Origin of the sequence: Arthrobacter sp. OAP107 (assembly GCF_040546765.1) — a bacterium.
GTDB lineage: Bacteria > Actinomycetota > Actinomycetes > Actinomycetales > Micrococcaceae > Arthrobacter.
This window is the reverse complement of record NZ_JBEPOK010000001.1, coordinates 4791110-4804298: the sequence shown is the minus strand read 5'-3', so window position 1 is coordinate 4804298 and position 13189 is coordinate 4791110. Positions and strand designations below refer to the sequence as shown.

At 66.2% G+C, this 13189-nt stretch carries 10 protein-coding genes and 1 pseudogene; 3 read left to right on the top strand and 8 right to left on the bottom strand.

The features are described from left to right. Positions 1-11 precede the first annotated feature (11 nt). A complete protein-coding gene (gene xylB / locus ABIE00_RS22085; protein ID WP_354262761.1) occupies positions 12-1484 on the top strand; it encodes a xylulokinase in 1473 nt (490 codons plus the stop codon). Between the two features lie 52 nt (positions 1485-1536). Here xylB and ABIE00_RS22080 read toward each other — a convergent pair. Further along, positions 1537-2502: pseudogene (locus ABIE00_RS22080) on the bottom strand (transposase). Between the two features lie 316 nt (positions 2503-2818). On the opposite strand from ABIE00_RS22080, the gene ABIE00_RS22075 reads away from it, so the two are divergent. Continuing rightward, entirely contained in the window at positions 2819-4504 is a 1686-nt protein-coding gene (locus ABIE00_RS22075) for an HNH endonuclease (protein ID WP_354262760.1), read from the top strand. Positions 4505-4559: 55 nt separating this feature from the next. Here the strand turns inward: ABIE00_RS22075 and ABIE00_RS22070 are convergent, their stop codons facing one another. Genes ABIE00_RS22070 through ABIE00_RS22040 form a run of 7 tightly spaced genes read right to left on the bottom strand, consistent with a single transcriptional unit; the run spans position 4560 to position 11760 of the window. Beyond that, the gene (locus ABIE00_RS22070) at positions 4560-5690 is read right to left on the bottom strand and encodes a Gfo/Idh/MocA family protein (protein ID WP_354262759.1); all 1131 of its coding nucleotides are present in this window, start codon (positions 5688-5690) and stop codon (positions 4560-4562) included. Then, positions 5675-6373 (bottom strand): ThuA domain-containing protein, encoded by a 699-nt coding sequence (locus ABIE00_RS22065; RefSeq protein ID WP_354262758.1) that lies wholly within the window; start codon positions 6371-6373, stop codon positions 5675-5677. The genes ABIE00_RS22070 and ABIE00_RS22065 overlap by 16 nt, the downstream gene beginning before the upstream one ends. A gap of 33 nt (positions 6374-6406) precedes the next feature. Next, a complete protein-coding gene (locus tag ABIE00_RS22060; protein WP_354262757.1) occupies positions 6407-7411 on the bottom strand; it encodes a sugar phosphate isomerase/epimerase family protein in 1005 nt (334 codons plus the stop codon). A gap of 9 nt (positions 7412-7420) precedes the next feature. Next, entirely contained in the window at positions 7421-8629 is a 1209-nt protein-coding gene (locus ABIE00_RS22055; protein ID WP_354262756.1) for a Gfo/Idh/MocA family protein, read from the bottom strand. Between the two features lie 29 nt (positions 8630-8658). Beyond that, entirely contained in the window at positions 8659-9561 is a 903-nt protein-coding gene (locus tag ABIE00_RS22050; protein WP_354262755.1) for a carbohydrate ABC transporter permease, read from the bottom strand. Beyond that, the gene (locus tag ABIE00_RS22045) at positions 9561-10463 is read right to left on the bottom strand and encodes a carbohydrate ABC transporter permease (RefSeq protein WP_354262754.1); all 903 of its coding nucleotides are present in this window, start codon (positions 10461-10463) and stop codon (positions 9561-9563) included. Before ABIE00_RS22045 ends, ABIE00_RS22050 begins: the two co-directional genes overlap by 1 nt. A 4-nt stretch (positions 10464-10467) precedes the next feature. Beyond that, on the bottom strand, positions 10468-11760 hold the full coding sequence (locus tag ABIE00_RS22040; protein WP_354262753.1) for an extracellular solute-binding protein: 1293 nt from the start codon (positions 11758-11760) through the stop codon (positions 10468-10470). 309 nt (positions 11761-12069) lie between these two features. On the opposite strand from ABIE00_RS22040, the gene ABIE00_RS22035 reads away from it, so the two are divergent. Then, on the top strand, positions 12070-13167 hold the full coding sequence (locus tag ABIE00_RS22035) for a LacI family DNA-binding transcriptional regulator (protein WP_354262752.1): 1098 nt from the start codon (positions 12070-12072) through the stop codon (positions 13165-13167). Positions 13168-13189: the final 22 nt, after the last annotated feature.

Below are 13189 nucleotides of genomic sequence, written 5' to 3'. Positions count from 1 at the left end.
CGGCTGCTCCTATGTCGCTCGTTGCGGGTGTCGATTCCTCGACCCAAAGCTGCAAGGTGGTGGTGCTGGACGCCGGGACCGGCGCCCTCGTCCGGGAAGGCCGTGCCGGGCATCCGGACGGCACGGAGATCCACCCGGACCACTGGTGGCGGGCGCTTTCCGAAGCGTTCGACGACGCCGGCGGACTTGCCGGGGTCAGCGCGCTTTCCGTGGGCGGCCAGCAACACGGCATGGTGCTGCTGGACCGGGAAGGCAACGTGCTGCGTCCGGCCCTGCTCTGGAACGACACCCGCTCCGCAGAGTCCGCCGCGGCCCTCACCGAGGAAATCGGGGCAGCGGACTATGCGAAGCGGACAGGCCTGGTGCCCGTGGCCTCCTTCACGGTCACCAAGGTCCGCTGGGTCCGCGACCATGAACCGGACATCGCCGGCCGGGTGGCCGCCGTCGCACTTCCACATGACTGGCTGACGTGGCGCCTGCGGGGTTACGGCCCCGCCGGCACCAGCCCGCTGGGACCCGACCTGGGGCAGCTCACCACCGACCGCTCCGACGCCAGCGGCACCGGCTACTGGAACCCGGCCACCGGCACCTACGACCTGGAGCTGTTCAGCCTGGCCTTCGGCCGGGATGCTGTGGAAGCCGGGCAGGGCGCTGCCGACGGCGGCGCCGTGATCCTGCCCCGTGTCCTGGCACCGGGTGCTTCGCCCGGTACTGTCCACCCGAGCATTGCGGGGGAGGGTGTTCTACTTGGCGCCGGCGCGGGGGACAATGCCGCGGCGGCACTGGGCCTCGGCACCCGGCCGGGTGACGTCGTCGTGTCCGTGGGCACCAGTGGGACGGTGTTCGCCGTCTCCGACGAGCCCATCGCGGACCCGAGCGGGACAGTGGCGGGCTTCGCGGACGCGAGCGGCCGGTTCCTGCCGATCGCCGTGACCCTCAACGCCGCGCGGGTGCTGACGTCGGTCGCCGGCCTGCTCGGTGTGGACTTCGACGAGCTGTCCCGGTTGGCGCTGGAGGCAGAACCCGGTGCGGGCGGCGTGGTCCTGGTGCCGTACTTCGAAGGGGAGCGGACGCCCAACCTGCCGCGCGCGACGGCCAGCTTCTCCGGGCTTTCCATCGCTTCAACGACGCGCAGCAACCTTGCCCGGGCCGCTGTCGAGGGGATGCTGTGCGGGCTGGCCGGCGGACTGGACGCGCTCCGAGGCCTGGGCCATCCGGCCGAGCGGCTCTTGTTGATCGGCGGCGCCGTGCAGAATCCGGCGGTCCAGCGGATCGCTGCCCAGGTGTTCGACCTGCCCGTCCTGGTTCCGAGCCCCGGCGAGTACGTGGCCAGGGGTGCGGCGGTGCAGGCGGCCTGGGCACTGACGGGGGAGCGGCCGGCGTGGGACGTGGCGCTGGACGGCCACCCCGAACCGGATTTCCGGCCTGCGATCGCGGAACAATACCGGGCGGAGCAGCGCAAGGTGGCAAAGGCCGCCGGTTGAGCTTGTCGAGGCCACTTCCTGCCCGCCCAACTAATAGGAATGTAGAGGCGGGTTAGGCGGCTGCCGTGACCGGGGTGATGGTGACGTCGTAGCCGAGGTTGTGGAGTTGCTTGATGGCGTTGTTCTTGGCGCGGGAGGGGTTGATCCGGGTGAAGTGGTCGGCTCCGGGATCGGTGTAGCACTCTCCGTTGGCGAGCATGTGCCGGGCCGCGGTCAGGATGGAGTGTTCGACGGCGACGAGGGCTTTGTTGCGTCCGGTGGGGGCTGTGATGCGGTGGTATCTCGCGGCGAGGTAGGTGTTCTTGGACCGTGCCGCCGACAGTGCCGCTATGCCGAGGGCCGCCTTGAGGTACTTGTTGCCGGGCAGGATGTGGCTGGATTTGATCCGCCCGGCTGATTCGTTGGCGCTTGGGCAGACACCTGCCCAGGACGCGAGCCCGGCGGGTGTTTCAAAAACGGCCACGTCCGCGCCGGTTTCGGCGATGATCTCCTCGGCGACCCGTGGGGGAGACTCCGGGGATGGTGGCCAGGGCTTCCCTGGCGTCACGAAAGGGTTTCATCGCTTCCTCAATGCGTGCGGTAAGGGCCTCGATGGTCCGGTTGTGGGCATCGATCTGATCCAGGTGCAGCCTTGCCGTGAACGCGTGGTGTGGTTTGAACCTGCCGGTGAGCGCGTCGACGAGGGCCGGGATTTTCGAGCGCATGCCGAGTCCGAGACATCGGTCTTGCGGCCCGGGATGTTGCGGGCGGCCTTGGCGTTGACGAGCATCACCGGCAGGGATTCTTCGAGGAGATAGTAGAAGGGTTTCCAGTAATCGCTGGTCGCTTCCATCACTACTGTGGTGACGTGTTCGTGTTCCAGGAACTCCCGCAGTTTCAGGATCGCGTGGGCGGTCGAACCCCAGGTCGTAGCCGTCGACGTGTAGGTTCCTGCCCGATCTCCGGGCACGCGCAGGCAGACCTTTGCGTCCCGCTTGGAGATATCCAACCCCGCGGCCGGTTCGTGAACAATATCCATGTCATCTTCCCTCCAACACGGCCAAACTGCCATCTACTGTGTCTATCTCGGGGAGGACAGGGAAAATAGTCAGGTTAAAGCACCAAGTTGGGTCAGCGTTCACCGAGACGAAACAGTCCCATGATCAACCCGGAAGCCGGAAAGTCGCCAGAGCCTTGGCGAACCGGGCGCATACATTCCCACTCCACGGCGCGCCAGCGGCGCTGACCTGCTACCCAGTTTCCGCTCGTCGGTGATTCAAAAAAGTTTTTTGAATGCGCCTGAATCTGGTCCCGGATAGGCCTTTAATGTCGTACCCCCTCCTCAGACTGTATCTATGGGTGGAATTGGGACATCGGAGCTGGCTTTGGCAGCGGTGCCGCACGGCGGCGTCCTGCAGACTGCGGCGTTTCCTGACGGCATTTTGAACGTCCCTGACGCCCCGAATCTCGACGCCGATCAGTACTACGGGTTGCCGCATGACGATGATCTCGACGCCGTTTATCCGGTGTCGTTTCCGGAGGACCCGTTTCCCGAGGCCCTGTTTGCGGACCGTTCTTTCGACGAGGACCCTTTTGAAGACGGGCCTTTGGATGACGGCAGCGTCCATGACCGTGGAACTACGCCCGGGTGCTTTCTCCCGGCAGCTGACCTCACGGCTGACAGTGCCGGGCTGATCGATCAGGTCCGCGGGTACGAGAACGTCAAGTGCTGGGCGGCCGGGCAACAGGCGCGGCTTTCGGTGGCCTTCGAGGCCCGGCTCCGGCAGGAATCCACCGACCGGCCGCCCCTGGCCGCGGAGGACCTGGGCAAGGACCGCGGCAAAGACCACAGCCTGGGTGCGGCCGAGCAGATCGCGCTGGCCCGGGGCGAGTCCCCAAACCGCGGGCACCGGCTGCTCGGCACGTCTAAGGCCCTGGTCACCGAGATGCCGCACAGCCTGGCGGCTTTGGACACCGGCCAGCTGAACGAAGAGCGCGCCATGCTCGTCGTGAAGGAGACGGCCTGCTTGACGGTCGAAGACCGGGCTGCCGTGGACGAGGAACTGGCCGCCGACACCGGGACCTTCACCGGGGTGGGGACCCGCGGCGTCATCGCCGCTGTAAAGGCCGCCGCGATCCGCCGAGACGCCCGCTCGATCACCCGACGCGCCAGCCATGCCGCCTCGGAGCGGGGCGTGAGCCTGCGCCCGGCGCCGGACTGCATGGCCTATTTCACCGCGCTGCTGCCCGCCCACCAGGGCGTCGCCGTGTATGCGGCGCTGACCCGGGGCGCCGAAAGCCTGAGGTCCGCCGGGGACCCGCGCACGCTGAACCAGATCAAGGCCGACACCCTGGTCGAATCCACTACCGGCACACCCGGCGGCATCACCGGCATCGAACTGAACCTCGTCATGACCGACCGCACCCTCCTCCACGGCGACACCGAACCCGCCCGCATCCCCGGCTACGGCATCATCCCCGGCGCCTGGGCACGGGAACTCATCACGCAAGGACAGGGACAGGGACAGGGACAGGGACAGGGAGAGCCGGGCCGGGTCCCGCCCGCGGCGGCGCACGCTGCGGCTGCGCGTACTTCAGCCAAGAGCCTGCCGGAGCTCAAGATCTGGGTCCGGCGCCTCTACACCGCCCCCGGAACCGGCGACCTCGCAGCCATGGACTCCAGACGGCGCCTGTTCCCGGCACCGCTGCGGCGCTTCATCCAGGTCAGGGACGACACCTGCCGCACCCCCTACTGCGACGCCCCGATCCGCCACCACGACCACATCATCCCCTGGCACAACGACGGCCCCACCACCCAGACCAACGGCGCGGGGTTGTGCGAAGCGTGCAACCACACCAAGGAACTCCCCGGCTGGAAAGTGAAACCCCTGCCTGGACCGCGGCACACCATCGAAGTCACAACACCCACGGGCCACAGCTACCACTCCACCGCGCCCCCGTTGCCGGGTACCAGGCTGCGGACAAGCGAACAGCCCGGAACCAGCGAAGCCGGAACCGGGCCGCCCGTAGCCAGCCGGTAAAGCGGCGGCGGAAATAACCGCCGCCGCTGGACCCGTCCAAGGGTGAAGTGAGCTCCTACGAGCCGACCTCGGCGACCTGGGCCGCCAGCGTCGTCAGTTCCACCGGCTCCGGACGGGCCGCCGTGCTCTTGATCTGCACTGCTGAACCCGTCCGGGCCGAGGCCAGCATGGACTCCATCACTTCGAGGACATGGTAGGCCAACTGGCCTCCGGCGCGCGGCTCGGAGCCTTGTGGTGTTGCGGCGAGGTCGGCGATCCCGAAACCGCGCCCGGAGTCGACGTAGCCCGCAGAGACCGGCAGGGTCTGCCAGTCGTCCGCGCCCAGCGGGAAGACCTGTACATCGCCGTCGAAATGGTTCGGGTCGGGTACCGCCATGGAGCCGCTTTCACCGTGGATTTCGATGTTGGGCGACTTGGACTTCACGGCGTCGAAGCTCATGAGCAGCGTGGACAGTGCGCCGGAGGCATGCACCAGCACCCCAGTGACATGCGAGTCGACCGCTACCGGCACCGTCTCGCCAGCGCGTGGCCCGGAACCGATGGTGCGCTCGCTGCGGGTGTGGCTGGCGGCACCGACCACGGAGACCACCGGGCCCAGCAGCGTGACCAGCGCGCTCACATAGTAGGGACCCATGTCCAGCAGGGGCCCGCCGCCGGGCTGGTAGTAAAAGTCCGGGTTGGGATGCCAGCGTTCATGGCCGGGCGTCACCATGGTGGCCGTTGCGCTGATCGGCGCGCCGATCAGGCCGTCGTCGATCGCCTTCCGGGCGGTCTGGATCCCGGTGCCGAGCACAGTGTCGGGGGCGCAGCCGACGACGACGCCCGCCTCGCGTGCCGCATCCAGCACCTGCCGCGCTTCGGCGGTGGTCGCTGCAAGCGGCTTCTCCCCGTAAACGCTCTTTCCGGCGGCAATGGCCTTCAGGGCGACGTCGGCGTGGGCCGCGGGGATGGTCAGGTTCAGGACGAGATCGACGTCGCCCGCGGCCAGGAGGCCGTCCACGGAAAGTGCGCGGACGCCGTCGTAGTCATCCGCAACAGCCTGGGCGCGGGCGGGGTCCAGGTCGGCCACGGCCACCAATTCGATCTGGTCCAGCCGGCGGAAATTCGCGAGGTACTGGGCGATGATGGCGCCGCAGCCAATGATTCCTACTCTTGTGTGCTCTCCTGCGTCTAGCGACTTGCCCACAGCAGGCCCCTTTCGATGATGGTGCGGACATTGGTGTCCTGGAGAATGTCGACGTGATGGCCCGGGGTAGTGACGAAGATCCGGCCCTTGCCCCATTGGCGGGTCCAGATGGCTGGTGAGGTCACCTCGCGGTGCCAGGGGTCCCATTCGCGGACCTTCTGGGTAGTGGTGGCGAGGACGTCGATGTAGTCGTCGGCCAGGACCCAGTACTGTTCGGTGACAAGTTCGAAGTCGGAGATGCCCTCGGTGATGGGGTGGTGGTCGGCAGCCGGGAGCATGTTCACGGTGTACGGCACGTAGTTGTCGGACTGCTCGCCGGTGCGCTCGTCCGGGTGCTTGCCCGGGTGGCAGGCGAACTGGCCGCCGATCAGGTGCAGGTAATCGGCGTTATTACGGTAGGAATCCGCGATGCCGCCGTGCCAGCCGGCCAGGCCTGTGCCATTTTCGACGGCGGCCCGCAACCCTTCGAACTCGTCCTTCTCGATCGTGGTCATGGTCATGCACTGCACGATCAGGTCCACGCCCGCCATATAGGCGGCGTCGGCGTAGACCTTGGGCGATTCCTCGACCCGGACGTCGTAGTCGCTCCGTTTCAGGTACGGGATAAAAAGCTCGGTGGCCTCGAAGGGCTGGTGGCCATCCCAGCCGCCGCGCACCACCAGGGCGGACTTGTTTTCGGTCATGACAGGGCTCCTTTGGATAACAGTGTTGGTGGTTTAGCGGGTGGCGAAGGCGGCGTCGAATGCCGCGGCGAGCGGGGCAATGGCCGCGAGACCCTTGACCAGGGCGAGTGCCTGCGGCGCGCCGGTCAGCCGGTCCATCCCGGCGTCTTCCCATTCGATGCTGGTGGGGCCGGTATAGCCGATCGCGTTCAGGGTGCGGAAGATCCTGTTCCACTGCACGTCGCCGTGCCCCGCGGTGACGAAGTCCCAGCCACGACGCGGATCAGCCCAGGCCAGGTGCGAGCCGAGCCGGCCGTTCCGCCCGTCGAGCTGGCGCACCGACTCTTTCACGTGCACGTGCAGGATGTGCTCGGCGAAGTCCTGCAGGAACATTACCGGGTCAAGGTCCTGCCAGATGAAGTGGGAGGGGTCGAAGTTCAGGCCGAAGGCACTCCGGTGGCTGATAGCCTCCAGGGTTCGCTTGGTGGTCCAGTAGTCGTAGGCGATCTCGGAGGGGTGCACCTCGAGGGCGAAACGGACCCCCACCTCGTCAAAGACGTCGAGGATGGGGTTCCACCGGTTCGCGAAGTCCCGGTAACCGGCATCGATCATGGCCTCCGAAGCGGGCGGAAACATCGCAACGGCCTTCCAGATGGAGGAACCGGTGAACCCGGTTACTGTTTTGACTCCCAGCCTGGCCGCGGCCCTGGCAGTGTCCATCATCGACTGTGCCGCCCTGGCCCGGACGCCCTCGGGTTCGCCGTCGCCCCAGACTTCAGGGGGCAGGATGCCTTGGTGGCGCTCGTCGATCGGGTCGTCGCAAACAGCCTGCCCGGTGAGGTGGTTGGCGATGGCGAACACCTTGAGGTTGTGCCTCTCGAGGATGTCCAGCCGTCCCTGGAGGTAGGAATCATCCTTTGCGGCACGGCACGGATCGAGATGGTCACCCCAGCAGGCGATCTCCAGGCCGTCAAAGCCCCACTCTCCGGCTAGCCGGGCCACCTCCTCGAATGGCAGATCGGCCCACTGGCCGGTGAAGAGCGTTACGGGTCGTGTCATCGCGTTTACCTACACTTTCTGCCACTGGCTGGCGTTCGCTGCGCTGGCCTCCACGGCGGCCAGCACACGCTGGACCTGCAGGGCGGCCGCGAAGGACGGTTCCGGCTGCGTGCCCTGCGCCAGGGCGTGAACGAGGTCCACCACCTGGTGGGTGAAGCCGTGTTCGTACCCGAGACCGTGCCCGGTGGGCCACCAGTTGCCGGCGTAGGGATGCTCAGGTTCGGTGACGAAGATCCGGCGGAAGCCGGCGTCGGGCGATTCGGCGGCATCGTAGAAGGAGAGGGCATTCATGTCCTCGAAGTCGAAGGCGAGGGACGCCCTGGTTCCGTTCAGTTCCAGCCGCATCGCGTTCTTCCGCCCGAGCGCGTAACGGGTTGCCTCGAAAACCCCGATGGCGCCCGCTGAAGTGCCGCCGCCGTCGAACCTTGTGTCTTCAAAGCGGGCGCTGAAGATCGCGGCGTCATCCACGGTGACAGCCCCGCGCGGCGCATCCCGGCCGGCGTCGCCATGACCGCCCAGGCCCACGAGGTCCCCGGCGAGGGGCCGCTCGGGAACGAAAGTCTCCAGAAGTGCGGAAACGCCGGTGATGCTCTGCCCGGTGATCCACTGGGCTGCGTCGATGCTGTGTGCACCGATGTCGCCCAGGGATCCGGACCCGGACTTGCTCCTGTCCAGCCGCCAGGTCATGGGGGCGTTCTCATCGGACAGCCAGTCCTGCAGGTACTGGGCGCGGACATGCCGGATGGTCCCGAGCCGGCCCTCGTCCACCATCCGCTTGGCAAGTGCCAGCGCAGGCGTGCGGCGGTAACTGAACCCGCACATCGCAAAGACGCCCCGCTTGGCGGCGGCTTCAGCCACGATGGCCATCCGCTCCGCTTCCTCGACGGAGTTGGCGAGCGGTTTTTCGCACAGCACGTGCTTGCCGGCCTCGAGCGCGGCGGTGGCGATCCCGGCGTGCGTGTTGCCCGGGGTGCAGATGTCGATCAGGTCGATGTCGTCGCGTTCGACCAGGCGGCGCCAGTCCGTTTCAGTCGACTCCCAGCCGAGCTTGTCCGCGGCTGCCCGGACGCTGGCAGCGTTCCGGCCGGCGACGGCGGTGAGCTGCGGCTGCAGGGGCAGGTCGAAGAAGCGGGGTGCTGTCCGCCAGGCGTGGGAGTGGGCGGCGCCCATGAACGCGTAGCCCACCATGCCTACCCGCAGCGGCTTTACCGTTGTCATCAAGTGTCCTTTCGTGAATTTCCGTCTGCTTACTTGCTGAAACCAGCGGTCAGGCCGCTGATCAGCTGGCGGCGGGCAACGATGTACAGGACCAGCAGCGGCAGCGTGGCCAGCACCACCGAGGCGAGCACGGCGGGGATGTTGACGCTGAATTCGCCCTGGAACGTCCACAGCGACAGCGGCAGCACCCGGGTGCCCGGGCTCTGGGTGAGGATCAGCGGGAAGAGGAAGCCGTTCCAGACGTGCAGGGCGTTGTAGATGCCCACCGTGATCACTGCTGGTTTGGTCATCGGCAGGGCCAGCCGCCACAGCATGGCCCAGTCCGAGCAGCCGTCCAGGCGCATCGACTCGAACAGCTCGTTCGGGACGTCCCGCATGAAGTTCGAGAGGATGAGGACGGAGACCGGAATGGCGAACGCGATGGACGGCAGAATCAGCGCCAGCAGGGTGTCGTAGAGGTGGGCCCGGGTGATCATCCAGTAGATCGGGATGATGGTGGCGTGCAGCGGAATGGCCAGGCCCAAAAGGAACAGGTTGTTGGTCCAGCTCACGAACCGTCCCTTGCCCCGGACAATCGCGTAGGCAGCCATGAATGAGACGAAGAGGGAAGGAATGACCGTGCCCAGCGTAACCACCACGCTGTTCAGGAAGTACCGGGCAAAGTCGTTTTCCAGCACCAGCTTGTAGTTGTCCAGCGTCGGCTCGGCTGGCGGGAGCATCGGGTTGGTAGCGAAGAAGCCTGCCTGGTTCTTCAGGCTGGTAATCACCACGTAGTAGATGGGCAGGACGATCACCGCGAGCCAAAGCCAGCCGCCCAGCCCGCCGGGAAGGTTTGGCCGGCGCCGGCCGGCGCGCCTGGAGTTCGGGCGCGGCGCGGCCTGGGGGAGGGCGGGTGCCTCCGGCGCTGTGGGGAGCTGGGTCGTGGAAGCCATCAGGCTCCTTCCAATTGGCTGTCGTTCCGGTTCTTGCCGCCGAGGCGCTGCAGGAGCAGGGCCAGGCCCAGTCCGATGACGATCAGGATGACGCCCAGTGCGCTCGCAGCACCCATGTCGTTCGCTTTGAAGCCCGTCAGGTACATGTGCAGCGGCAGCAGGCGTGTGCTGTAGCCCGGGCCTCCGCCGGTGAGAACAAAGATCAGGTCGAAGTAGGCCAGGCTGCCCACCACCATGAGGGTGGAGGAAGTGATGATGGTGTATTTCAGCTGGGGCAGCGTGATGTTCAGGAACTGCCTGACCCGGCCCGCGCCGTCGATTTCCGCGGCCTCATACAGCGAGGCGGGGATCTGCCGGACGCCGCCTTGGTAGATGAGGGTATGGAACGGAACGAACTGCCACGCGATGACGAAGACCACCACGAACAGGACGAGGTCGGAGTTTCCCAGCCAGTCCTGAATCAGGATGGGCACCTGGAGGCCCGGGCCAAGGCCGAAGTTCGGGTCCAGCAGCGCCTTGAAGGCAATGGCAACGGCGGCCGAGGAGAGCAGGAGCGGCAAAAAGTACAGGACCGCGAGGGCTGCCCGGTACTTCTGGCCTCCTGCCGTGAAGACTCCGAGCATCAGGCTGATCGGTGCCTGGACGATGAACGAGAAGAACATGATCTTGGCGGTCACCAGCAGGGCGTTGCCGGTGACGGGGTCGGTGACTACCGTGGTCCAGCTGGCCAGACCCTCGAGCCGGATCTCGCGCAGGCCGTCCCAGCTGGTGAAGCTGAGGAAAACGACGCCGGCCAGCGGGACGACGGCGAACACCAGGAAGAAGACAAGGGCTGGCGCTGCCAGCCACCCCGACGGGCCCGTGTCGCGGACCCGCCGGCGGTTGGAACTGGTGATGGTCACGCCGCTACTTCCCGATCGTGGCGTTCATCGTGGAGATGAACTGCTCCGGGGTGATCTTCTTGAGGAAGATCTGGTCAAGGTTGGACAGCATCGCGTCGCCCTGTGCGGGGCTCAGCGCCTGGTCCCAGGAGAGTGTGAAGCTCGGCGCCTTCTTGGCCAGGCCGTAGACGAAGGTGAGGAAGTCCTTGTCCGGTGAAGCCTCGAGCTTGCTGTCGATGCCGTTGACTACAGGGACGGCGCCGGAAGCAATGAGGGCGTCGGTGTCCGCGTCAGTGAACATGCCCTCTTTGACGTAGTTGAGGGCCGCCTTCTTCTGCTCGTCGCTGGCCTTCGCGGAGATGGACCAGAAGTTGGAGGGGTTGCCCACAACGTTGGCGGGGTCGCCCTTGCCGCCTTCGACGGCGGGGAAGGTGGTGAAGCCGAGCTTGCCTCCAGTGACGAAGCTGCCGGCGTCCTTCTTCATGCCCTGGTAGATCCAGCCGCCCTGCAGGACCATGGCAGCCTTGCCCGTGTAGAGCAGGGCCTGGTCGGCATTGCTGTCCGCGGCGATGGAGGAGAAGCCGTTCACGAAGCCGCCGGCGTCGACCAGCTGCTGGATCTTGGTCAGCGCCTCGGTCACCGCAGGATCGGACCAGGCGTTGGGCTTATTGGCAGCGATGTTCGCGAAGACCTCGGGACCGCCGATTCGCTCAACGAGGTACTCCAGCCACATCAGGTCCGGCCACTTGGACTGGCCGCCCAGGGAGAACGGCGCGACTCCGGCGTCCTTGAATTTGGGCACGAGTGCCATCAGCTCGTCCCAGGTCTTCGGCGGCTGTGCGCCAACCTTGTCGAAGACTTCCTTGTTGTAGTACAGAACCACGGGCTGGACGTTGTTGTTGGGCAGGGCGTAGGTCTTGCCGCCGATCTCGCCGTTCTTCAGGACGGCGGGAAGATAGCGGTCCTTCACCTCAGGGTTGTCCTCGACGAAGGCCGAGAGGTCCTCCACCTGGCCCGCATCAACGTAGGACTTCAGGACACCGCCGCCCCACCCGTAGATAAAGGTGGGGCCTTCGCCGGCGCCGACGGCCGTGCGGACCTTGGTCTTGTAGGCATCGTTGGCGAAGAAGTCGAGTTTGATGGACTGGTCGGAGTGTGCGCTGTTCCAGGCCTCGACGGATTTCTGCAGCACCGGCTGGTTTCCGCCCGTCAGGCCCCACATGGTGGCTGAACCGTCGCCGCCCGCGGTGGATCCGGCCGGACCGCTGGACCCGCAGGCCGCCAGGCTCACTGAAAGGGCGGCTGCTGAGATTGCCATCGCGACTGAACGCAACTTTCGAGTTGTCATCTAAACATTTCCATTCATCCATCGGGCTCGACGCTGATAGCCCGGGTTTGCGTGTACGGGAGCCCGCCCGAAATCCGGCGGCACAGCCCCTGAACTGTTTGCTAAGGCATGCTCCGCAGTTTCGAAATATTTCGATAAAACTTGCGGTGTGAGATAAAACATAACGAGGAGATCCTGATGCGTCAAGGGTCTGCAGTAGTTCAGGACGACGTCGGGCCGTTGACGAAACTGGATCGTCCCGGCAGACTGAGGTCTCGAAAACTTTCGAAAAGGGAGCGAATGTCCAGTATCGAATCTCAAGGCAAGCTCACGTTGGCGGCCGTGGCCAGGGAGGCAGGTGTGTCCACTCCTACCGTCTCTAAGGTGATCAACGGCAGGGACGACGTCTCTGCGGACACCCGCGCCAAGGTGCTGACCGCGCTGGCGCGGACCGGTTACAAGTCGCCGCTCCAAAACCGCCGGAACGTTTCGGGGCGGCAGATGGTCGAGGTGGTCATCGACAACCTCGAGTCCGGCTATGCCGTAGAAGTGCTCAACGGCGTGGTGGAGTCCGCAGCCGTCTCGGACATCGAAGTGCTCCTGAATGTCACCGGCAAGCAGGGCGCATCAACCCTGACCCCGGAGCAGCGCGCCCAGCGGATCGTCGACGAGGGCCGGTGCGGCATGATCGTCGTGACATCAGCTTTCGGGGACGCCCAGTTGGATGCCTTTCACCGGCGGAAAATCCCCGTGGTGGTCATTGATCCCCTGAATCCTCCGCCCGGGGACGTGGTCAGCGTCGGGGCAAGCAACTGGGCAGGGGGGAAGGCTGCGACCTCCCACCTGCTGGAGCTTGGCCACCGCAGGATTGCCTACCTCGGCGGCCCCGACGCGGCCGAATGCAACCAGGCGAGGCTGCACGGATTTATGGCGGCCATGAGATCGGCCGGTGTGCGCGTCGAGGACGAGTATGTGCTGTCGGGCCAGTTCCGCTCGGAGCATGGGGCCAAGGGCATGAAGCACCTGCTTGGACTGGAACAGCCTCCCACGGCCATCTTTGCCGGCAGCGACAGCATTGCCCTGGGGGTTCTCGCCGAAGCGCGCCGGCAGGGAATCCGGGTGCCCGAGGACATGAGCCTGGTGGGCTTCGACGGCACTTACCAGGCCGAGGAGTCGGTGCCGCCGCTGACGTCGGTTTCCCAGCCGCTGCAGGAGATGGGTGCCACTGCCCTGCGGTTCGTGCTGCGCCAGATGCGCGGAGAGCTGCTGGATTCGCGGAGGGTGGAGCTTGCCACTGAGCTGGTGGTCAGGGAGTCCACCGCGCCGCCGCGGGAAGAGCCGCGGGAAGATGGGCCGCGGAAAAACCGGCCTCATAAAGATGGGATCATCCCGGGCTAGCTTCGGCCGGGCCGCCCCCCTT

Bases quoted from the DNA above. Each gene is read 5' to 3' on its own strand.
- ABIE00_RS22040 (WP_354262753.1), bottom strand. From the start codon at position 11,760: ATGGCAATCTCAGCAGCCGCCCTTTCAGTGAGCCTGGCGGCCTGCGGG.
- ABIE00_RS22075 (WP_354262760.1), top strand. From the start codon at position 2,819: ATGGGTGGAATTGGGACATCGGAGCTGGCTTTGGCAGCGGTGCCGCAC.
- xylB (WP_354262761.1), top strand. From the start codon at position 12: ATGTCGCTCGTTGCGGGTGTCGATTCCTCGACCCAAAGCTGCAAGGTG.
- ABIE00_RS22035 (WP_354262752.1), top strand. From the start codon at position 12,070: ATGTCCAGTATCGAATCTCAAGGCAAGCTCACGTTGGCGGCCGTGGCC.
- ABIE00_RS22050 (WP_354262755.1), bottom strand. From the start codon at position 9,561: ATGGCTTCCACGACCCAGCTCCCCACAGCGCCGGAGGCACCCGCCCTC.
- ABIE00_RS22055 (WP_354262756.1), bottom strand. From the start codon at position 8,629: ATGACAACGGTAAAGCCGCTGCGGGTAGGCATGGTGGGCTACGCGTTC.
- ABIE00_RS22065 (WP_354262758.1), bottom strand. From the start codon at position 6,373: ATGACCGAAAACAAGTCCGCCCTGGTGGTGCGCGGCGGCTGGGATGGC.
- ABIE00_RS22060 (WP_354262757.1), bottom strand. From the start codon at position 7,411: ATGACACGACCCGTAACGCTCTTCACCGGCCAGTGGGCCGATCTGCCA.